Consider the following 21484-nt stretch of genomic DNA (forward strand, 5'->3'; position numbering starts at 1 on the left):
TTTGCATTTTTTTGGTATAGTATCATTTACAGCCTTTTCTGGCTATGATCTGATTAATGTAGACACCGCTTTGTACATTAGCTATCTTTAGGCAATTTTTTTTATTCCAATAAATTATGCTCGAATTTAAAACAACACGCGATTCAGAAACCGGCGAATGGATTGTAGAAACTTCCATTCAGGGAAAATACTTGCTTACGGTCCCTCAATTAAATAAAGGAACAGCTTTTACCCTTCAGGAAAGGCAAGCTTTTGGTTTATTAGGTAAGCTGCCGCATCGCGTAGAATCCATTGACGAACAAGTGGAGAGAGCTTTTTTACAATATTCTGCTTATACAACGCACTTACAAAAAAATATTTATTTAAATAATTTACATGACAAAAACCAGGTTCTTTTTTATAAACTATTAAATAGCCATCTTGCGGAAATGTTGCCTATTATCTATACCCCTATAGTTGGAACCGCAGTTAAACAATTTAGTAGAGAATATAGACAACCACGTGGTTTATATCTTGCTCATACCGATCAGGATTCTATTGACGAAATATTAAGCAATCGCTCTAATCCGGAAATTGACCTTATCGTAGTGACTGATGGAGAAGGCGTTTTAGGAATTGGTGATCAGGGTGTGGGTGGAATGGATATACCGGTAGCCAAACTCATGGTTTATAGCTTGTGTGGAGGTATCGATCCAACGCGTACGCTGCCCATTTTCCTGGACACTGGAACTAACAATTCCGAATTATTGAATGATCCCTTCTATTTAGGGTGTCGTCATCCGCGTATTTCTCCCGAAAAATATGATGAATTTATTCATAAATTTATTTGTAGTGTTAAACGAAATTTCCCCCATGCATTTTTACATTGGGAGGACTTAGGAAGAAACAACGCCCGTCGCATTTTGGATAAATATCAAGAGAGCTTATGTACCTTTAATGATGATATTCAAGGAACTGGTGCGGTAACCCTAGCTGCTTTGCTTGCTGCGTGTAATATTACGGGTTTACCTCTCGAACAAAATCGAATTGTTGTTTATGGTGCAGGTTCAGCAGGAACTGGTATTAGTGATCAAATTGTCGATTCCTTCATTCGCTTAGGCTTATCTCGTGAGGAAGCCTTGGCAAGATTCTGGTTAATTGATAAAGATGGGTTACTCACGGAGAAAAATACACACTTAACCGAAGCGCAAAAACCTTATGCTCGAAAATGTGAAGAAATTGCCAGCTGGAAGCCAGAGGGTCCATACCCTTCTTTAAATGAAACATTAAGCCATGTAGAACCTACTATATTGATTGGATGCTCAGCTCAAAAAGATGCATTTTCGAATGAAATAATTGAGATGATGTGCCGCTATGCCGACAGACCGATTATTTTCCCCCTTTCCAATCCTGATGAAAAATGCGAAGCGCGTCCTCAAAATATTATGGAGTGGAGTAAAGGTAAAGCCTTAATTGCCACCGGAACTCCTTTTGAACCCGTCAAATATGAGGACAAAATTATTACTATTGCTCAATGCAATAATGCGCTAATTTTTCCCGGCATAGGTTTAGGCTTAATTGCGGTACAGGCAACCCACTTAACCAAGGATATGCTCAGCGCAGCCGCTCTAGCACTTAGTAAATTTTCCCCAAGCAACACCAATAGCTCTCTACCCCTACTCCCTTCATTAGAAAATGCTCAGGAAGTAGCCAAACACATTGCCATTGCGGTTGCTCAAGTTGCCATAGAGAGTGGGTTAGCCACAAGCAATCAAAAAGCCGACTTGCCTCGTCTTATTGAGGACAGCTTCTGGCAGCCACGCTACCTACCATTTAAAAAGATAGAGCGGGTCTTTTAAGGTGAGAATGTTACCACCACTTTTTTATCCGTGGCGGTGCTTAAATCCCATGGCCTCACGTAAGTGAATACCATCGTTGTATTTTTGGGATAGGCCTGTCCTTTTTTCAGTGCAAACCGATATTCCATTACTCCACCACCGCCAATTAACTGCGGGTTAGCTGGGGTGTAATCACCAGCTACTAAATTAAAAAGACCTTGGTCATATTGTTTAACTTGCCATTGATAACCCGTTGTAGGGTTGCCATTCAAACGGACAGTAAACTGTGCTTCTTTACTATCAGCGTTTATATGCATGTTGTTCGCATATGCTAAAAGAGAAAATAATAAAGATAAGAAAAATATTATTTTTTTCATCTAAACCTCCTGTGGGGTTGGCACGTAAAGGCCAACAAACGATTTAATAGAATTGTTAAGGTTTGGGCTCACACTACACTTTTCCCACCAACATATGTATCGGCCAAAGGGTATCTAATTTTTTATCAATTCTATCCCATGCTGATTGTAAATCGTTCAAAATAATTCCCAAAGGATTTTTCCCCTCCCTTCTTTCGTACTCTTTAACAGCGGACCATGTATTTAAATAGCCTAAAAAGTCATACAAATTCATTTTCTTTCTAATTACAAAAGCAGGGCTTTCTATTCTCTTAAAAGGAAAGGGGATGGTTTTGTATTCTTCCTCAATATAGATTCTTTCTTTAGGCCAATACTGCTCTCCTAAGATTTGCTCATACAAATGCGCCACAATCCTATCAATTTGGGGAGTTATTTGGCAAAGCGAGTAACACCACGCAGCCAAGTAGGCTTCTTCTCGCGCGACGCGGATTACTTCTTCATAAAATAGCGGCAAATCAAACCAATGAAGCGCTTGTGCGATGGTAATAAAATCAATGGTATTTGAAGGTATCGGTGTTTTTTCAGCAGGCGAACAAACATAGAGGATGTTTTCGCGGCGTTTAGCAAGTTTTAACTGTTCTAAACTTCTATCGGTTCCGATTACATGTTGAAAACACTTAGCTAAACCATATGCAGCTTGACCATTACCTGTCCCACAATCCCAAACTGTACATTTTGGAGGCACAAGTTCTTTAAAAAATTGAAACATTTCCTTAGGATAAGTAGGCCTGGTGGAAAGATACTTGGCGCTCTTAGAGCTAAAATGATCGAGGTAGTTCATAGTGAAGCGAATTAAGCCCCATAAGGGGCTTTGTTTATAATATTTTTTTGCCGCGTTTACCCGTTTTTACAATTTCAACGTCATCTGTAGGCATTAAATCCATCTCTTCCTTAAGATTACGACTTCGCGGGTGGCAGACATTACAAGAAAAATATTTATGTCCGCAAAGAATCATCCCTACAAAAAACATGGCGGCGATAGCTAAACTGCTTAAAGTAATAATCGTAAGAAAAGTAGCAATAATGAGGAGAATAATACCTACCAATTCATAACGAAAGGCCCAACAATATGCTTTCGTTTCACAATATTTTTCTTCGTTCATTTGAAATATCTCCATGAAAAATAAAAAAATCACTCCTTATTTTAATGTATAATAGTCGATTTTTTTACGCTATTCCAATATATTAAAATACTGAGCATATGCCGACACTTAATATTCGCGTACTCATGTTGCTGCAATAAACCATAACGCAGCAAAAATTTTATTTTTACCATAAGCGTTTTTTTTAAAATTGTTCTACACTAATTCAAAAAAGCAGCCTAGAAGGATTTATTGATGCTTAAAAAATTACCCATTTTACTTGCTTCTTTTTCTTTTTGCCTTTCGGGATACTGTGCAGAAGAACCTAAAAAGATTGCCATCACTATTGATGACTTACCTTTTGTCGGTACCACCAATGGCAAACCTAGTAACTTACAACGAGAACATGATCGGTTTATTAAAATTGTAGACACATTAAAAGAATATAATGTTCCGGCTACGGGCTTTGTAGTTGCAGGAACTATAGAAAAAGACCAATGGCAATTGTTAGAGGAATTTCAAAAAGCGGGCTTTCAAATTGGCAACCACACCTACTCTCATTTAAATTTAAACACCACACAAGCGCAGAAATATATGGAAGACATTGCTCGCGCAGATCAAGTATTAACTCCTTTGTATAATGGCACGAAATATTTTCGTTATCCTTACCTGGCAGAGGGCCAAGGAGAGAAAAAAGCGCAAGTTTATGAGTTTTTATCTGCACAAAATTATGTGATTGCCCCGGTCACAATAGACACCAAAGACTTTCGCTTCAATGAGGAGTTGTTTCATATCCCCTACCGTTTACGAGAAAAAAACCTTCCTCAACTACGTAAACGTTACTTATCTTATATCTGGAGCCAAACCCAACGTGCAGAAAAATTAGCAGGAAATAAGCCGGTAAAACAAATTCTGTTAATTCATGCCAATCTAGTAAACAGCCACTTTTTAGGTGACATTATTCAAATGTATAAACAAAATGGTTATGAATTTATTAGCCTTGAGGAAGCCCTTGCACCTCCCTCCTCCTTCATTCAACCTTTATATGCTGGACAAAAGGATGATAAAAAAAATTCCTCATAAATATTGAGGCATCCGCACAGTATGGTTAGTATTAGCTCTTTCATTTTCAAATAGGAACTGCATGTCACGTACTATTTTTTGCTCAAAACTAAAAAAAGAAGCCCCAGGCCTTAGTTCGCCCCCTTTCGTAGGCCCTTTGGGGGAAAGAATTTATAATGAAATATCAGAGCCTGCCTGGAAAATGTGGTTATCGCATCAAACCATGCTAATTAATGAAAACCGCCTAAGTTTATTAGACCCCAAAGCGCGAGAATACCTACGTCAAGAAATGGAGAAATATTTCTTCGGCGAAGGTTCTGAAAAACCGTCAGGTTATATTCCAAAAGAATAAAAAAAAATGCATCGACCCTTGACTCTCAGTCAATCTCGGAGTTTAATAGCAACCTCTTGATGGCCAGATAGCTCAGTCGGTAGAGCAGAGGACTGAAAATCCTCGTGTCGGCAGTTCGATTCTGCCTCTGGCCACCATGAAATAAATAACTTATGTTAAAATCCAAAAAATTAAAATTTTCGGCTCTTTCCCATTTAAGGGGGCAGCTTTAATCACCCGCAGAGCACCTTAACACGCACTCTATAATTTTCAAAATTTCTAAAACCATAAGCCCTTCGCTGAATGAGTTTCATTTTGCGATGAAAGCCTTCAGTTATTCCATTAGATTTACTAAACCGCCACATTCTGGCGACTTCATCTTTCCAAGCTTCCAGTGTCTTACCCAGTGAAGCTAATGCTTTAAAAGCACTTTGCTTTAATTCAGTAAGCATTTCTAAGAAGGTAGGTATTACTTTACGACATGCCTTTTGAGTTAAAGCTCTTTTCATTAAAAGAGAATGAAGCTGTTGTTGGAACTGATAGATTGCATCGATAGCCAGATTTTGAATTAAAAAGGCGTCTCTTTTAGCCCTCTTTTCTTCACTCAGGTTATCAGGTCTGGTTCTCAATAAGGCTAAGATACCTCTATTGCTTTTTATTTCACTGGAGAGTTCTCGGTAAGTCATCATACATTGATGTTGAATTAAACGAATCACATGGAATCTATCGGCAACTATCATTGCATTAGGAAAGTATTTTTTTACAATAGACCGATAGGTACTACTTAAGTCCATACAGATGACTTTAACTCGTTCCTTTCCAGGCAGCTGCTGTAGGTAGTCCTTTAAATCCCCTTCACTTCGGCCTTGAACTACATCAAAGACCTTATGCTTTCTCAGGTCACATAACGTAGTAGCAAAACCTTCTTTCTTACTAAAGAAATGCTCATCAATGCCAAGCACTACAGGACAGGGCTTATTAAGCAACTCTCTATGTTGCTCTTCATAATGGCGCTGATACCAACGCTCGATAGTGGCTTTCCCTTTCTTATAACGCTCCGATAAGTCCTTTTGAGAGACTCCTCGGCTATGTTCATGAAACACCGCTGCCTGCGCCCGCCAAGTAGCACGTTGATGTTTATTGATACCAGGGAATTGTTGATTACCATAACGACAACACGCATAACAATATAACTTATAGGCTTTAAACCTTAATATACTTCGCCTATGGCCTATTAATTCATGATGAACTCTTCGTATAAATGAGGATTTCTTACGTACCCTCTTACTTTGACAGTGGCTACAACGAGCTAATCGGTTATATCTTACATCTAATAATAATGGTTGATATCCGCTCACTTTTACTATGGAAAACCCAGGTAAATTTAGGATAAGATTGTTCTTCGGCACTTTAATCTCCTTTTGATCGCTAAATCAAGGACTTAAGTTTATACTAAGTTGATTAAAGTGCCCCCTCAAATGAGAAAGAGCCTTAAAAAGGGCGTCTCGCCAGAGATATCTGGCGCAGAGAACGGGTTAAATGCCCATATGTTCGCGTAATTCAAAATAATACGGCGCCGTAGTACCGCGATGAAAATCATCTGGATTTGCTTTTATACCTTTGGAAGTATATTTATAACGAACTTCATTTAAATAATTTATAACCATTTGTTTAGATTCTGGCTCCAGTAGAGTTCTCCCTGTGCCTTGATAACCGATAGCCAATGGACCAAAAAAATAGCTGTCCAAATCGGAATTATTAGCTTCACGAAGCTCATCTATGATCGATCTAATGTAAATAGGTTGTAAAACCTTAGACTTATGAACAAGTTTATATTTGAGCATAATTGAGGTGGAATGAGTTGCTATGGCTAATTGGGTGTCTATGTTATCCAGATTTTGTATAGTTTCATCAGCCGTATGGGTATCAATAAATCCCATCGTAGCCCAGCCCGCGCAATGTTGATTAAGTTTTTCCCCTATAAGCTTATGAAAAAAATATCGCAGTAATTCTTTATCTCTAGGGTTTGGATGTTCTCTTAACTCACCTTGTACGTGGAACATAAGACCACTCACTATTTTATTTTTCACCTCTTCGGGGTCTGTTTCATCATATAATTTTAATAATTTAGGAACCAAGTCTATCTCAGTTGCTTTTGATGTAATTTTATCAATCATAGCTCCTCGCTTAACGACGTTAAGATTAGAATCATAAGCAAAACGCATATATCCTGACATAGGAGCAACATAATTAGATGGTTCACTTGGAGGAGCATCGATTATTTTCTGGAACTCTACTAGGGGCATTTCATTCAATTCTTCAGTAGATATGCTATCTAAAGATTTATCGACTACATTTTCTGAAAATGTTTCAGTTGATTCTTTTCGCAGTCTTTCATCATTAAAAAAAGGGAAAAAATCAAACAACTTCCTTGGTAGCCATATATGTCCAGGCATTGTGTCTGCTCCTTGGCTATAATAAGCCCACCAAGCATAAGTGTCACACCTCCAACGCCCCGAAACAGCTATTTCCCCTGTCCTTGGATTTCCTTGGCCAATTCTATAATCGGTTGTATCGGTATATTCACTAACCCACCATCGCTGGTGATTAGCTTCAACCAATACTCTATATCCTTGCTCAGGGTGACCTATTACTCCATATTTACTACCCCAATATGGAGAACGTCTTTTGAAATTCTCTATAGTATTAATTTGACCTATTATCGGTTCATTAAGTATCTCTATAACTAGAGTGGCTGGTGTTGACATTCCACTAGAATCCATCATTGGTCTGGTAGCAATACCTACGTGCCCCAGCCATCCCATTCCAGGATAATCTAAACTTCTACCCATAATATCAGAAGGAAAAATTTTCTTGGCGTGTATTGTGGATGATAAAGCAACTATAGTGATGCTTATTCCTAATATTAATATTTTATAATCCCTCATTGTAACTCCATCATTTGTCAAGTTATTGCGGGGTGTCGTTTCTACATTGAAAGAACTTGATCATTATGTAATTGATAGCAAATAAACAATGAAGGACTAACAATGAGAAAGTTATTGCATAAAAAGTATCAATATAGCCTAGCAAGGGAATGAACATATAAGAGGGGAAGACTTTGCCCATTGATACTAATAATAGTATTAGGAGTGAAAAAACTATCGTGTATTTTTTATGATTTTTGATTAAAAGTGCGGCAGTCGAAAAAAATAAAGAAAAGAACAATCCATATAGAGTGATGAAATATACAATTAATGGCCACCACCCTTTCACATCACTATTTTTATATGAAAAAGCTATAGATATAAGGCAGCCGAGTAAAAAACTAAAACTTAAGATAAATAAATCGCGTGTAAATAATTCGAATTTCTTTAATTTTTGTTCGGGTTGACTGATTAGTGGGGCTAATTTTCCACAATAATAAAGTGCAATAATAATTAAAGGAAGTGTATGAAAAAAGCCTGCGAGAGAAATATTAGCTACACGGTACTGCATTGCCAATATTGCACAAATATAAGCAACCAAAATAGACCAAGAATATTTATTTAAATGGGTAAGTTTATTAATTCTTGGCGCGGGCATTAGTAATCCGTTACTTGTGTGAGCCTCTATAAATGTAAGCATAGGTTATCAACAAAATAAGAGTTTGCCAAACTGTTCTCGGGAGGCTCTATGCTGCCCGTAGGTCTTCAATGAGGTTTACCGAGCGTTTTTTTCAGCGTCGATGTATTCTTATGCTCAATAATATTTCATCCGTCTACCTAAGGTTGACTCTAGAAAAGAAAGTAAATACCAAAGCAGTCTAACATGGCAATAGAGCTTAAAAAGGCTTTGAATTGCAAGATACTACGGCGATGCCTTATTAACTCATGATGAACATTACGTATGTAGGATGCTTTTTTGCGCACTTTTTTACTATTGCAATGTGCACAGCGAGGCAATTGATTATATGAAAGCTCTAAAACTAAAGGTTGGTATCTCTTCACTTTTCTTATAGAAAATCCAGGTAAATAAGATAAGATCATACTTCGGCACTTTAATCTCCTTTTGATTGTCAAATCAAGGAGTTAGATTACTCTAACTTAGATTAAAGTGCCCCCTCAAATGAGAAAGAGCCCATAAAACGCACACTATAATTAAATGCCCATATATTCGCGTAATTCAAAATAATACGGCGCCGTAGTACTGCGATGAAAATCATTCGGATTTGCTTTAATACCTTTGGAGGTATAAAAGATTTATCGACTATATTTTCTGAAAATGCTCCAGTTGATTCTATGCGCAGTCTTTCATCAACATATAAGGGGGGAAGATTTTGCCCATTCAATATGTTTTTGATTCTACATCAGCTCAAGGTGGAACAATATTCTGGAAATATAGCCAACAATTTATCGATGCAACAGGAGCTAAACAATGTCGCCAACTCAATTTTTATCTGGAATACTTAGTGTTTTTTTTATTCAGCAAGTTTTTTCTCAACCACCTTATGAGATTATAAAATCATGTGTAAACTCAAAGCCTGCAAATCCAAGCATAACAATAACCTTGCTTGATGGTGGTGGATTTTCTGAGCACGCGGAAAAAAATTGTGATGAGCCCTATGTGATTCGATTTGAAAATAAAAAAATAAGTTATGTTAGCTGCGATGATAAAGATTATTTAGAAATTTCTGGTAAAAAACTGTTCTTAAGTGAAAGCGTTAACATGTCCGTTAACCCAGAGGTAAAGCCTGAAGTTTTGTATCCGCAATTATCCAGTTGGATGAAATTGGATTCAAATTCACAATCCTATGTATGTATTTCTGGTCCATTATCTCAATCAGGAGCTGGAGCCAATACTCCTCAGTATTTAATTATTGAAAACGCATTCAATAGTAATGTTGCTCCTATCGCATATTATTATTTCTTTAACAAAGATATTATTCCTATAACAAGTAGGAACTTTTAATTGATAGACCTAACCCGACTAATGGGGACATTTGTGACAGTCCGTCATTGATTGATTAGTGCGTTCCAAGTTGTTCCAGAAGTTAAAAACTTTGGGCAACCATCAGGACCAGATTTTAACCAGCCTTCATTGAGTAATACGCGTGCGACCATCCTGAAATCAAAACCATGAAAAGATACTGGCAAATTCACTTAAAGAAAAAAGTTTGATCCATGCTCAAGCACAACTACAAAGTGAAAGTAACTTATCTAAGTTGCCTGTAGAACTAATTAAGCACATAGGTATGTTTGTATATATTACATATAAGAAAGATCCAGTTTCAAAACAGATTTAAGAGAAACTGGATGCACTGTTCGCAAGCGTGGACTAGGTAGAAGCAGAAGAGCAAGCTCAGCTGCATTACAGCCTTAATTACTATCTTTAAATTTGATTTGCGGCTTTATAAAGACATTCAATGAGTAGAGCTATGGCGTTATTGGATGTAGACAAAACTCTAGCGGGCGAAAAAATGCTCGAGTTAAATTAATAAAGGAAATGTCAAAGACAGCATGTTTAGGGCCTAATCCTGAGCTGTTAACTTCTGCCTTTTTTGATTCTGTGATTCTGGATGACCCTGAGCACATGTGATACATTCGAAATGATTAAATTAAAGAGTTATTGATGGATTTAACAATAAAAAATCAGAAAAGAATTGATCACTGGAAAATACTACTGACTTTAACAGTTGGTATTTGTTTTATGACGTTGATGGCGAAAATTCGGTTGATAATTCCAACAACATCCATACAACTATCGCTACAAAGCTTAAGCGTTTCCATGTTAATCATTTTTTTAGGTAAGAAAGCCTATTGGATAGTTTTAGCTTACTTATTCTTAGCAACACTTGGCGTTCCATTACTCGCTGATGGCAGTATAACCCCTACCTGGATTCTGTCGCCTAAAGCAGGTTATTATGTTGGATTTTTATTCTCTTCATTGATTGTTCCACAACTCTTAGCAAAGGTACAGCCTCGAACTTTTTCTCAAATTTGGTGTTGTCTGGCACTAAATGAGACTGTGATATTATGCTCGGGTTTTTTAGTGTTGAGCTATCATTTTGGATTTTTTCAAGCTTGGCTGCTAGGTGTCTGGCCTTATATCTTGGGCGCTTTAGGAAAAATAACCGTAGCTACGTCAATTTACAAAATTTATTCCTATTCTGGTTAGACGAATCGAATGCTTTAATCAAAGACAGTTGCTATAGTGTCAAGGACAGAATGAATCCTTTGCTGATTAAAATAGCCCTCAATATATTGAAATACGCTCAGCTTACCTGGTTTGATAGCTATAGTTGTAATTAATTCCACTCGCGAATGCTTTCTGCCGTGCCAAGAGCAGGTCCGAAGATGATTAGGATAGATTCGGGTAGTCGGATATCCCCTATCCATTCTTTATAAGGATAAATAGAATTCGGTAAGCAATCGAAAATTTGGCAGGAGAATTTTATATTTTTCTCTTTCTGTATATGATCAGTTACATACTAGGACCAGCGAAAAGCTGATCACCAAGATATTGTCTATGTTGCATGACCAAGTCTTTTAATTGATCGCAATAAGTTACGGCTTTATTATTATCAATTTCTTCTATGGTTTTTTGTAAGATAGTATCTATTGCATGTTCAAATTTATTTCTGTGCTCATGTTGAAACATATCTTGTAAATCGGCAACGCTTTTCCCCTTGCCAAAGGAAGAATCAGAATTTGGAAACTCTAGTATACCTATTAAGTAATCTAATAAACCACACACTTGCTCATAACGAGGTGAACCTTGCGCCATATGCTTAAGAGTTTTGCATAACAATTCTGCTTCGCGAACCCTCTCTCCACGATCTCGCATTTTTTTTCCTTAGAGTATAAAAAATATTCATCAAGCTCTAAATTACTTTTTATTATAGCATCAATTTAAGGGATTTTTGGGTAGAGCAATAATGAAAGCGGGTAGAATAACTGAATTTCTTAGCTACTCCCCAGACCAAGGCTACATCATTGTGAGAATGGCAGGCATTAGAACTTGCCTGTCGAACTCAGACAAATTAGGTATTAAGCCTTAATATTTCCACCGCCTGGACTGCGTCGGGCTGGCCTAACGCTGCCGCACGTTTAATCCAATAGCAAGCTTTAATCCTGTCTTCTACTACACCATATCCATAGTAATACATATACCCTACTGCATATTGTGCGTCAGGCTGCCCTTTTTCAGCTTCGGGTTTTAGTAAAATAAAAGCTTGCCGGTAGTTTTGGACTTTGAAGCTGCGTATTCCGTCGGTAAAATTCCGGTAAGAACACGAACTTACGATAGCAAGTGCCATTAAAAATAAAATAATTTTTTTCAAAGTTTATCCTCTTCTAATGGCTTCGCTTGTGGCTGAAAGTTTAATGGGTTTTTAGGTAAGCTCAAACTTTCTAAACCACCTTCCCTACCCAGTAATACACCTTCCGGGGTAATCCGTTTAATGATAACACTTCCGGGTAACGTATCCCCTATTTTATAAGTGTGCTCTTCGCCACTTGCAGTGCGTATAATAACTTGAGAATCTTCTTCTTTTTTTGAAAAAAGAACCCCCACGACGTGTAAATTAAGCATGGATTCTTTGACCGTGGTTTCGTTTAAATTCTCTGGTACATAATCTCCAAAAAGCGGCCTTTTAATCGAAGGTATAACTGGTTTAGTCTTAATAATAGCTACCTGGGGTCTGCTTACAATCATGTCTTCATTATTTCTAATGTTTATGGAGGTATGTATAACTTGAACAATTGTCCACAGAATAAAAATTATACTGAGTAATAAGGGAACAAGGGGCTTTAATAGAAATGCTTTTATTTCACTATACACATCTTTTCCTTATTGTTCTATCTCGGGTAAATGTCCAATCGCCGAATATATAAAATGAACAAAACCACCAATATAGTTTATAGTTTGTAATCCTAATCCAAATATTAATTAGTTCAATTAGAATTATACTTTATATAGAAACACACGTAGCAGATAAGTTATTCTCCATAAGTACCTTCCAGGCATTGGATTTCAATTGGCAAATAAACCCCATCATTAACAGCATCAGTTTTTAAATGATTTCTTGCCTCCGCATCTGTATCTCTCTAGAATCTTTTTAATAGTATGAGCGGATTTTTTATATAACTTTATTTCAGGAGTAATAATGGACGCTTTACATTTTGACACTCGCGCCATCCACGCAGGACAAGAGCCCGATCCTGGTACGGGTGCAGTTATGACTCCTATTTATGCTACATCCACTTATAAACAATCTTCACCAGGCATACATCAAGGTTATGAATACTCAAGAACCCACAATCCCACAAGAAAAGCCTATGAACAGTGTGTAGCGAGTTTAGAATCCGGTCAATATGGTTTTGCTTTTGCATCGGGAATGGCAGCTATTGATTGTGTAATCAACTTATTAAATGCCAAAGATCATGCCATTGTGATGGACGATATTTACGGAGGCTCATTCCGGCTCTTTGATAAAGTCAAAACCAGAACAAGTGATTTGTCTTTCTCTTTTGTAGATATGACACAAATTGAAAATATTGAAAACGCCATTACTTCACAAACACGCTTACTATGGGTGGAGACCCCTTCTAATCCTATGCTAAAACTTGCTGATTTGCGCAAAATAGCTGAGATCGGTAAAAAGCATAAACTCATTGCAGTAGCAGACAATACTTTCGCTACTCCCTGGATTCAACGTCCCCTAGAGCTTGGCTTTGACATGGTCGTGCACTCGGCTACCAAGTATTTAAACGGCCATTCCGATGTGGTCAGTGGGATAGTTGTAGTGGGAGACAATGCGGAATTAGCAGAAAAAATGAGCTTTTTGCAAAATGCATGTGGAGGGGTAGCAGGACCTTTTGATAGCTTTCTCGTTTTACGTAGCCTAAAAACCCTGTCTCTACGCATGGAAAGACACTGTGAAAATGCGCAAGTTCTGGCAGAATGGTTAGAAAAACATCCAAAAATACGCAAAGTCATTTACCCAGGTCTTCACTCCCACTCCCAATACAACTTGGCAAAAGCTCAAATGCACGCCTTTGGTGGCATGATCTCTATGGTAATTGATGGAGACTTGGAACAGACCAAGCGCTTCTTGTCCCGCTGCGAAATTTTCACTCTTGCTGAAAGTTTAGGGGGTGTAGAAAGCTTAATAGAGCACCCTGCCATCATGACGCATGCCTCGATTCCACCAGAAAATAGAAAGAAATTAGGCATTGAAGATGGTTTTGTGCGCTTATCAGTAGGGATTGAACATATAGAAGATTTAAAAAAAGATTTGGAGTACGCATTAAATACTAAATATTGATGATGGCTTTTAATGCAACCAAGCGTAACGAAAGAAATACAAAGAATATGATTGAAAAACCAAACCTTAATTACGCTTTGCTGCATCAAGGTTTTGGTTTTTAAATGAAACTAAGCTCCATAAAATTCTTTGTACCAATTTACAAAATTTCGCACCCCTTCCCTAACTGGTATGCTTGGTTTATAGCCTAAATATTCTTGCAAGCGCAGAGTATCCGCATGTGTGCTTAGAACGTCTCCTTTTTGCATTGGGTAGAATTCTTTAATTGCTTTTTTACCCAGGGCATCTTCTATGGCTTCTATGTAATCCATTAATGCTACGGGTTGGCCGCAACCTATATTAAAAACTTGATACGGGGCGTTACTAAACGCTGGATTCGGAGTTTCTGCCAACCAGTCATTAGTAGGCTGCGGTATTTTGGTTAGGGCGGTTGAGATACCTACAACAATGTCATCAATGTAAGTAAAATCACGTTGCATTTGTCCATTATTAAATATTTTAATCGGGTTCCCTTCTAAAATATCTTTAGTAAAAGAAAAGAAAGCCATATCTGGCCGACCCCAAGGCCCATAGACGGTAAAAAAACGAAGGCCGGTAGTCGGTAGCTGGTAGAGGTGCGAATACGAATGGGCAATAAGCTCATTTGCTTTTTTACTGGCGGCATAAATGGTTAGAGGATGGTTGGTATTGTCACTTTCTTTATAGGGCAAAGAGGCATTCGCACCATATACGGAGCTGGTGGAAGCATAAACTAAATGTTTGACTTGATGATGGCGGCAGTTTTCGACAATATTGGTAAAACCCACAATATTAGATTGCACATAGGCATGAGGGTTGACTAAAGAGTAACGGACGCCCGCTTGGGCTGCCAAATTCACTACATGGGTAGGAAGATGGGTGTTAAAAATTGTCGATACCGCGGATAAAGTGCAAATATCTTGCTGGTAAAAAGTGAAATGAGGATATTTTTTTAATAATTGTAATCTGGCCTCCTTTAGCTTCACATCATAATAATCATTGAGATTATCAATACCAACCACTTCATTTCCATTCTCTAATAAAAGTTTAGCCAAATGAAATCCAATAAACCCGGCGCAACCGGTTATCAATACCTGCATTATATAATTTTCTCAATTAAATAGCGGAGTATACTCTTTGTTAAGTTGTTTACAAAATTGGTTTAATACTATGCTTTTTATGATCTTATTTTGATCATAGTGCCGATTATTTCTTGACTGCATCATTTTTTTAAATAAAATGCCACTTTTTTAATCGTCATAAACCTGGAGTTGTAAATGACCAACTTTGTTGTCACCCATGATCGCGTGAGCACATATAATCTTAAAGAAAGAAGTAACGCCCTTTCTGCAATTTTTAAACTACCCACGGATGAGCAGTTAGCAGCTTTACAAGCATTTGAAGTGGAAGAAAAAACTATATTAAGCCAACTAAGACCGCCAGAACCCTCCTCTGCGGCGTTAGCTAGAGCTCAAATGGCAATAAGGGCAAGAACCGAGACATTCCCTTTACCTGGGTATGAAGGCCGAAGATTATTTGGCATGTATCCAATGCCAGCCCGTGCTTCTGAAGAGGCAGTGTCACGTCTTATTGATGGCATGCAACTGTAATCGTTGTTCCCCGCGACACGCGCGGGGAAACAAAATTTAGTGTTGTCTCTCCAATATGTAAAGCTCCTGCCAAGATTCTGCTATTTCTTTTTCTAATCTGCCAGTTATACTTAAATTTTTTACCCAGGGCTAAACATGTCTTCATTACAAACCATCATTGAGCAATATTTTGAGCAAAGAACCCACCTGAATCCCGAAAATGCACCCAAAGACTTAACGCACTCTATAGAGGAAGTGAGACATTTATTAGATAATGGAAAAATCCGGGTCGCTGAAAAAATGTCAGACGGTTGGGTAGTACACCAATGGATTAAAAAAGCGGTCCTTTTATCCTTTAAGATTTTTCCCAATACCCTTATTAATAGCGGTTTTGCTCAATTCTATGACAAAGTTCCATTAAAATTTGAGCATTTGGATGCGGCTACGTTTGAACAAATGGGCGTACGAGTCGTTCCTCATGCAATTGCAAGGCGAGGCGCCTTTATAGCTAAAAATACTGTTTTAATGCCTTCTTATGTAAACATTGGCGCTTATATTGATGAAGGGGTCATGGTAGATACTTGGGCGACGGTTGGCTCCTGTGCTCAAATCGGAAAAAATGTACATTTATCCGGTGGAGTGGGTATTGGCGGCGTCCTGGAACCATTGCAAGCGAACCCCACTATTATTGAAGACAATTGCTTTATTGGTGCCCGCTCAGAAATTGTCGAAGGTGTCATTGTCGAACAAGGATCAGTAATTTCCATGGGCGTATTTATTGGCCAAAGCACAAAAATATACAATCGTGAGACCGGAGAAATTACCTACGGCAGAGTACCGGCGGGTTCGGTGGTGGTTTCGGGAAATTTACCTAGTAAAGATGGTAGCCACAGCCTTTATTGTGCCGTTATTGTAAAACAAGTCGATGAAAAAACACGTGCGAAAGTAAGTATTAATGAGCTCCTTAGAGATACTCAATCATGAGCGAGCTGAAAGAATTACTTGCCAAGCTCGTTTCTTTTAAATCAATCACTCCTGAAGATGATAACTGTCAAAACTTTATGATTTCTTATTTAGAAAAAATAGGGTTTCAATGCAGGCATTTTAATAGTTTCCCGGTCAATAATTTTTTTGCTCAAATTGGAAACCAACAACCGCTACTAGTTTTTGCGGGCCATACGGATGTAGTGCCCGTAGGAGATAAAAAAAAATGGGCAACACCTCCTTTTCTGCTAACCAAGAAAGACGGTCTCCTTTATGGGCGCGGCACTGCAGATATGAAAGGCAGCTTGGCTGCGATGATGGTTGCAGCTGCAAAATTTGTCAAATACTCTTCCCACTTTAACGGTAGCCTGGGCTTTTTAATTACTAGTGGGGAGGAAGGCGATCACTATGATCTGGGTACACCATATGTGATGTCAGAATTGGAAAAACTAGGAATAAAAATTGATTATTGTATTGTCGGCGAGCCTTCTAGTACTAAAAAGATAGGTGATGTTATCAAAGTAGGAAGGCGCGGCTCATTAAATGGAAAAATTACACTTATCGGTAAACAAGGGCATGTGGCTTATCCCCATCTTGCCGAAAACCCTATTCATAACATTCTTCCAACATTAAATGAGTTAACCCAACGGCAATGGGACCAAGGTAATGACTATTTCCCCCCTACTTCCTTACAGATTACCACAATTCAATCAGGCGGTATGGGCACCAATGTTATCCCAGGAGAGCTCTCCTTACTCCTTAATATTCGTTATTCCACTGAGCAAGACCATGAAACGTTAAAGCAAGAAATAGAGCATTACTTCAAAAGAAATGAGCTCAACGCTGTCTTTGAATGGCGTTTAAGCGGTAAACCTTTTTTAACTGAAAAAGGGAAGTTATTAGAAAGCAGTATTCAAGCTATAAAAAGCATAACCACCCAAGACCCCGAGCTTTCAACGACAGGCGGCACCTCTGACGGGCGTTTTATAGCTCCTTACGGAGTAGAAGTAATTGAACTGGGGCCCATAAATGCCACGATCCACCAAGTAAATGAATGTGTCTCTTTGAATGATTTAGAAACATTAAGCGAAATATACTATAAAATCGCTGAAACCTTACTGTAGGTTGGCACCGACAGGCTGAGGGAGCGTCACCTCATACGGGCGGAGTGTCCAAGCGTCATCTACGCAATTTCAACTAATCGCCCATCGGTGTTTTTTTCTGCTTCTGCCAAAGCCTCTTTTTGCGCCTTAGTATCCACAACCTTCACTACACAGGCATCCGACCAAACATTTAGTGAAGTTTCTAACATGTCGATTAAGCTATAAAAAGGTAAAATAATACCCATCAAAGTAATCGGCACATTCATACTTGCCAAAAGGCTGGCACTTAAAAAGAAACAACCCATGGGCACTCCGGCATTTCCTATGGCCGCGACGGTAGCCACTATGATCCATAAAAACATGGAACCTAAGGAAACATGAATACCATGGTTTTGCATTAAATAAATAACAGTGGCAAAGATAAACGCAGCACAACCATTCATATTAATACTGGTGCAAAGTGGTAATATGAAACGGCTTAAATGGGGTTTTACATTTAGATTTTTTTCTACCGTTTCCATAGTAACAGGTAAGGTGCCAACGGAAGATTTAGAGAAAAAAGCCAGTGATAGTGCCGGCAGCATTCCTTTCATGGTCTGGAACGGTTTTATTCCTTGAAACTTTAACCAAAGTGGTAACACAATAAATCCTTGTACCAAATTGGCTAATACGATAATTAATAAGTATTCGCCAATTCCCTGAATTGCTGCACCGCTTTTTAACTGCACAAAAGTACTGGTTATAAATCCATATAAACCTATAGGGATTATCGCAATCACCCATTTGGTAATCACCATAAAAAGGCCATGCGCACCGCGAAAAAAGTGAGTGATTGTTTGTCTGGCATCATCATCAGGAATAAAGCGAATAGCAATCCCCACGACAATACTCACTAATAAAACACTTAAGACCTGCTGTTCAATAAAAGGAGTAAATAAAGAAGAGGGGATAAGACCTGCAATGTGTTGCAAATAATTTATTTGGTTACCTTGCTGTTTAAACTCGGTGACTATACCCACCATGCCAGGATGAATAATAATGTATAAAAGGCAACTAATTCCCGCTGCAACAAGCGTAGTCCCCAAGGTGTACGTCATGGTTCTTCGCCAAATTGTACGCATCATTCCATCAGAACGGTAGCCTGATAACGTTACAATTATAGAAAGAGCTATGATGGGCAAACTGATGCATTTGAATATTTTAATAAAAACATCGGCTATGAATAACCCGACTGTTTTTAATAAAGATATGTCGGATAAACCACTGATTACTCCTAAAGCAATCATGATTCCATAAAGCAAAGGCGTGTTATTAAAAAAATTTTTTCTCGTCTTCTTAGATGGTGCGCACATGGTAATAACCTTTAATTAGTTGGTAATAAGAAGTGAATAAATAATTGATTAACAACAGCAACAACAAATTGAAGAGGAGAAATAGGTGGCAGGATGTGCGTTCATTAAAATTTTCATAATCACCAAATGAATTAAATTTATACTAAACGAGCATATTTTAACACAACGGCAACTAAATACCAAGGACTCTTTCGCTTTCCCGATGCTTTATTTTTGGTAGAAAAGATTTTAGTTGCGAAATACGAGAATACGAATCGTCAATTTTATCTTGTGAAATAATCCCACGCGCAACCAAGGACTCAATCGTGTTGATTATTTCAATTGCTGAGTTCTGCCCTAACTGGTTGCCAAAAATAAGCATGTTAGCGCCCGCATTAATAGTTAGCGCTAAACTCTCTTCTAAAGAGTAATGTTGGCTAATTGCATGCATTTGTAAATCGTCGCTTATTATTACCCCTTCAAACCCTATTTTTTCACGTAATAAATCGGTCAGTATGGTTTTAGATAAAGTCGCTGGCAAACCCGAACTGTCTAATTTTTTATTTATTACATGTGCCGTCATAACCATAGTTGGAGCATCTGATTGCGCAAGTGCATAGTAAGGTTCTATTTCCAATTCATTGTATGTAGTTGTCACATCGACAAAACCTTCATGGGTATCCCCTGTTGCACTGCCATGCCCGGGAAAATGCTTGTATGACGTGGCAATGCCTTCTTCTTTAAAAGCCTGCACCACAATTTGCGAGCAACGATCGACTTTTTTAGGATCGGCGGAAAAGCTTCGCCCCATCGATCCAATAATTCCTTCTTGCTCGTTAAGGTTTAAGTCTACAACCGGGGTAAAGTTTAAATTAAAACCCAACGCTTTTATGGTGGCAGCCATTTTTCTGGCCTCTGTAAATAAATCTTCTTCAGAAAGTAAAGCTTGCTCCGAGGGTTTTATTGTGGGTGGACATCCCGCTACTCTCGCTAATCGATCCACCTTCCCCCCCTCGTAATCAATAGCAATGAAAAGAGGCAAGACCGAATCCGCAGCTTCACGTAAATCACGAGTAAGTACTTTTATTTGCTCTATATCTTTTATATTTTTACCCAATGTATTTGTTTGTAAATCTTTATCAAAAAGTAAAACACCACCAATGCCTTCTTTAAGCCAATTGAATACAGGCTGATCTTCTCTTAATTCATACCCGGGGAATCCCATAATCAGCATTTGGGCAATTTTCTTTCGCAATGACATACATAACCTTTTTTTTAATTTCAGGCATGATAACAAAATGCCGGGTTTGATTAAAAGTACATATTATGTAGGTTGGTGCCGAAGGCCCAACATTCCTTTTGAGGATTCTTGTTGGGCCTTCGGCACCAACCTACTTTGGTATAATAAAGTTATGCTATAATTTCCCTTTTTTATTTGTTGGTAGGTAGAGTGGTTATGGAGTCTTTTTCAACTATTGAAAAAAAGCTTTTACATTATACAGGTAAAGCGATTGCTGATTTTAATATGATCCAAAAAGGCGATCGGGTAATGGTTTGTTTATCCGGCGGTAAAGATTCCTTCACCCTTTTAACCTTATTAAATTTATTGCGTAAACGCTCCAATAATAAATTTGAATTATTTTCCTTTACACTCGACCAGGCCCAGCCGGGATGGAATGACCAGCAATTAAAAGCGTGGTTAGAAGAAAGGAAAATCCCTCATATCGTTTTAACCCGCGATACCTACTCCATTGTCAAAGAAAAAGTTCCCGAAGGGAAAACGTATTGTTCGCTGTGTTCACGTTTACGTAGGGGTATTATTTATCGCTATGCAGAAGAACAGGGGTTTACCAAAATTGCACTGGGGCACCACCGTGACGATCTTATTCGTACTTTAATGATGTCCATTTTATATAATGGCGACATACGTTCAATGCCTCCAAAATTATTAAGTGACAATAAAAAACATATAGTTATTCGTCCTATGTGTTATGTACAAGAAAAAGACATTATCGATTATGCCAAAGAATTGAATTTCCCCATTATTCCTTGCAACTTATGCGGTTCACAAGAAAATTTAGCCCGAAAAAAAGTAGGTAAATGGATTGATATGCTGGCAGAAGAAAACCCTAAGGTGCCGAGTAACATACTACATGCCCTGCAAAGCATTAAACCAAGTCAATTAATGGATCAAAATTTTTGGCCATTTAGAACCTTAGAGAATGAGCTACCGAGCCACGATCGTAAGGGAGCGGAAATCTTTTTAGATGCGGACTGTGATGGAGTAGAAAACTCTCTAGATGCAGACAGTCAAGAAGTAGGAATTTTTTGATAAGCGCACTACCAACTATCAATCCTGCTTCTTTACAATTTTCGCGCGGATAAACCCTATTTCCGCTTCTTTACGGTCGCTGCGCGGACAAAACCATCAAAATATGCACATT

At 38.2% G+C, this 21484-nt stretch carries 22 protein-coding genes and 1 tRNA gene; 11 read left to right on the forward strand and 12 right to left on the reverse strand.

What is annotated here, in order from left to right:
- Positions 1-116 precede the first annotated feature (116 nt).
- Entirely contained in the window at positions 117-1838 is a 1722-nt protein-coding gene (locus tag EL206_RS03445) for an NAD-dependent malic enzyme (RefSeq protein ID WP_058462574.1), read from the forward strand.
- Here the strand turns inward: EL206_RS03445 and EL206_RS03450 are convergent.
- From EL206_RS03450 to EL206_RS03460, 3 genes are all read right to left on the reverse strand, one after another.
- Positions 1835-2194, reverse strand: coding sequence for a protease inhibitor I42 family protein (locus EL206_RS03450; RefSeq protein ID WP_058462575.1), 360 nt, complete (start codon positions 2192-2194; stop codon positions 1835-1837). The two genes, EL206_RS03445 and EL206_RS03450, sit on opposite strands and share 4 nt — an antisense overlap.
- 73 nt (positions 2195-2267) lie before the next feature.
- Positions 2268-2942 carry a class I SAM-dependent methyltransferase gene (locus tag EL206_RS03455; protein WP_058462576.1) on the reverse strand — a complete coding sequence of 225 codons (675 nt, stop codon included), beginning with the start codon at positions 2940-2942 and terminating at the stop codon, positions 2268-2270.
- 106 nt (positions 2943-3048) lie between these two features.
- A complete protein-coding gene (locus EL206_RS03460) occupies positions 3049-3336 on the reverse strand; it encodes a hypothetical protein (protein WP_058462577.1) in 288 nt (95 codons plus the stop codon).
- A gap of 234 nt (positions 3337-3570) precedes the next feature.
- Between EL206_RS03460 and EL206_RS03465 the strand changes: the two genes are divergently transcribed.
- The 3 genes from EL206_RS03465 (at position 3571) to EL206_RS03475 (ending at position 4866) form a co-directional block, all read left to right on the forward strand.
- Entirely contained in the window at positions 3571-4398 is an 828-nt protein-coding gene (locus EL206_RS03465; RefSeq protein ID WP_058462578.1) for a polysaccharide deacetylase family protein, read from the forward strand.
- 61 nt (positions 4399-4459) lie between these two features.
- A complete protein-coding gene (locus EL206_RS03470; protein WP_058462579.1) occupies positions 4460-4729 on the forward strand; it encodes an oxidative damage protection protein in 270 nt (89 codons plus the stop codon).
- A gap of 61 nt (positions 4730-4790) precedes the next feature.
- Positions 4791-4866, forward strand: a tRNA-Phe gene (locus tag EL206_RS03475).
- A gap of 75 nt (positions 4867-4941) precedes the next feature.
- Here EL206_RS03475 and EL206_RS03480 read toward each other — a convergent pair.
- The 3 genes from EL206_RS03480 to EL206_RS03490 form a co-directional block, all read right to left on the reverse strand.
- Positions 4942-6117: an ISL3 family transposase gene (locus EL206_RS03480; RefSeq protein WP_141117150.1), complete on the reverse strand. Its 1176-nt coding sequence runs from the start codon at positions 6115-6117 to the stop codon at positions 4942-4944.
- A gap of 126 nt (positions 6118-6243) precedes the next feature.
- A complete protein-coding gene (locus tag EL206_RS03485; RefSeq protein WP_058461490.1) occupies positions 6244-7656 on the reverse strand; it encodes a hypothetical protein in 1413 nt (470 codons plus the stop codon).
- 22 nt (positions 7657-7678) lie between these two features.
- On the reverse strand, positions 7679-8293 hold the full coding sequence (locus EL206_RS03490; protein WP_058461489.1) for a hypothetical protein: 615 nt from the start codon (positions 8291-8293) through the stop codon (positions 7679-7681).
- Between the two features lie 831 nt (positions 8294-9124).
- On the opposite strand from EL206_RS03490, the gene EL206_RS03500 reads away from it, so the two are divergent.
- Both EL206_RS03500 and EL206_RS03505 read left to right on the forward strand, forming a co-directional pair.
- Complete coding sequence (locus tag EL206_RS03500) at positions 9125-9658, forward strand: hypothetical protein (protein WP_058461487.1); 534 nt, start codon at positions 9125-9127, stop codon at positions 9656-9658.
- Positions 9659-10318: 660 nt separating this feature from the next.
- The gene (locus EL206_RS03505; protein WP_058461486.1) at positions 10319-10864 is read left to right on the forward strand and encodes a biotin transporter BioY; all 546 of its coding nucleotides are present in this window, start codon (positions 10319-10321) and stop codon (positions 10862-10864) included.
- Positions 10865-11170: 306 nt separating this feature from the next.
- Here EL206_RS03505 and EL206_RS03510 read toward each other — a convergent pair whose 3' ends face one another.
- The 3 genes from EL206_RS03510 to EL206_RS03520 form a co-directional block, all read right to left on the reverse strand.
- Entirely contained in the window at positions 11171-11533 is a 363-nt protein-coding gene (locus EL206_RS03510; RefSeq protein ID WP_058461485.1) for a hypothetical protein, read from the reverse strand.
- Between the two features lie 196 nt (positions 11534-11729).
- The gene (locus tag EL206_RS03515) at positions 11730-12029 is read right to left on the reverse strand and encodes a lipoprotein (RefSeq protein ID WP_232048512.1); all 300 of its coding nucleotides are present in this window, start codon (positions 12027-12029) and stop codon (positions 11730-11732) included.
- Positions 12026-12529, reverse strand: coding sequence for a type II secretion system protein N (locus EL206_RS03520; protein ID WP_058461484.1), 504 nt, complete (start codon positions 12527-12529; stop codon positions 12026-12028). The genes EL206_RS03515 and EL206_RS03520 overlap by 4 nt, the downstream gene beginning before the upstream one ends.
- A gap of 325 nt (positions 12530-12854) precedes the next feature.
- On the opposite strand from EL206_RS03520, the gene EL206_RS03525 reads away from it, so the two are divergent.
- Positions 12855-14015, forward strand: coding sequence for a trans-sulfuration enzyme family protein (locus EL206_RS03525; RefSeq protein WP_058461483.1), 1161 nt, complete (start codon positions 12855-12857; stop codon positions 14013-14015).
- Positions 14016-14125: 110 nt separating this feature from the next.
- Here the strand turns inward: EL206_RS03525 and EL206_RS03530 are convergent, their stop codons facing one another.
- Positions 14126-15133 carry an NAD-dependent epimerase gene (locus EL206_RS03530; protein WP_058461482.1) on the reverse strand — a complete coding sequence of 336 codons (1008 nt, stop codon included), beginning with the start codon at positions 15131-15133 and terminating at the stop codon, positions 14126-14128.
- Positions 15134-15310: 177 nt separating this feature from the next.
- On the opposite strand from EL206_RS03530, the gene EL206_RS03535 reads away from it, so the two are divergent.
- From EL206_RS03535 to dapE, 3 genes are all read left to right on the forward strand, one after another.
- Entirely contained in the window at positions 15311-15643 is a 333-nt protein-coding gene (locus EL206_RS03535) for a hypothetical protein (protein WP_058461481.1), read from the forward strand.
- A 135-nt stretch (positions 15644-15778) separates the two neighbouring features.
- A complete protein-coding gene (gene dapD / locus EL206_RS03540) occupies positions 15779-16606 on the forward strand; it encodes a 2,3,4,5-tetrahydropyridine-2,6-dicarboxylate N-succinyltransferase (RefSeq protein WP_058461480.1) in 828 nt (275 codons plus the stop codon).
- Positions 16603-17730, forward strand: coding sequence for a succinyl-diaminopimelate desuccinylase (gene dapE / locus EL206_RS03545; RefSeq protein WP_058461479.1), 1128 nt, complete (start codon positions 16603-16605; stop codon positions 17728-17730). Before dapD ends, dapE begins: the two co-directional genes overlap by 4 nt.
- 59 nt (positions 17731-17789) lie before the next feature.
- On the opposite strand, the gene EL206_RS03550 is transcribed toward dapE, so the two are convergent.
- Positions 17790-19061 (reverse strand): dicarboxylate/amino acid:cation symporter, encoded by a 1272-nt coding sequence (locus tag EL206_RS03550; RefSeq protein WP_058461478.1) that lies wholly within the window; start codon positions 19059-19061, stop codon positions 17790-17792.
- A gap of 172 nt (positions 19062-19233) precedes the next feature.
- On the reverse strand, positions 19234-20301 hold the full coding sequence (locus EL206_RS03555) for a glycoside hydrolase family 3 protein (protein WP_058461477.1): 1068 nt from the start codon (positions 20299-20301) through the stop codon (positions 19234-19236).
- Positions 20302-20496: 195 nt separating this feature from the next.
- Here EL206_RS03555 and ttcA point away from each other — a divergent pair, with 195 nt between their 5' ends.
- Entirely contained in the window at positions 20497-21372 is an 876-nt protein-coding gene (ttcA, locus tag EL206_RS03560; protein WP_058461476.1) for a tRNA 2-thiocytidine(32) synthetase TtcA, read from the forward strand.
- The last annotated feature ends 112 nt before the right edge of the window (positions 21373-21484 follow it).

The sequence above is a fragment of the Legionella adelaidensis genome, from assembly GCF_900637865.1.
GTDB lineage: Bacteria > Pseudomonadota > Gammaproteobacteria > Legionellales > Legionellaceae > Legionella_A > Legionella_A adelaidensis.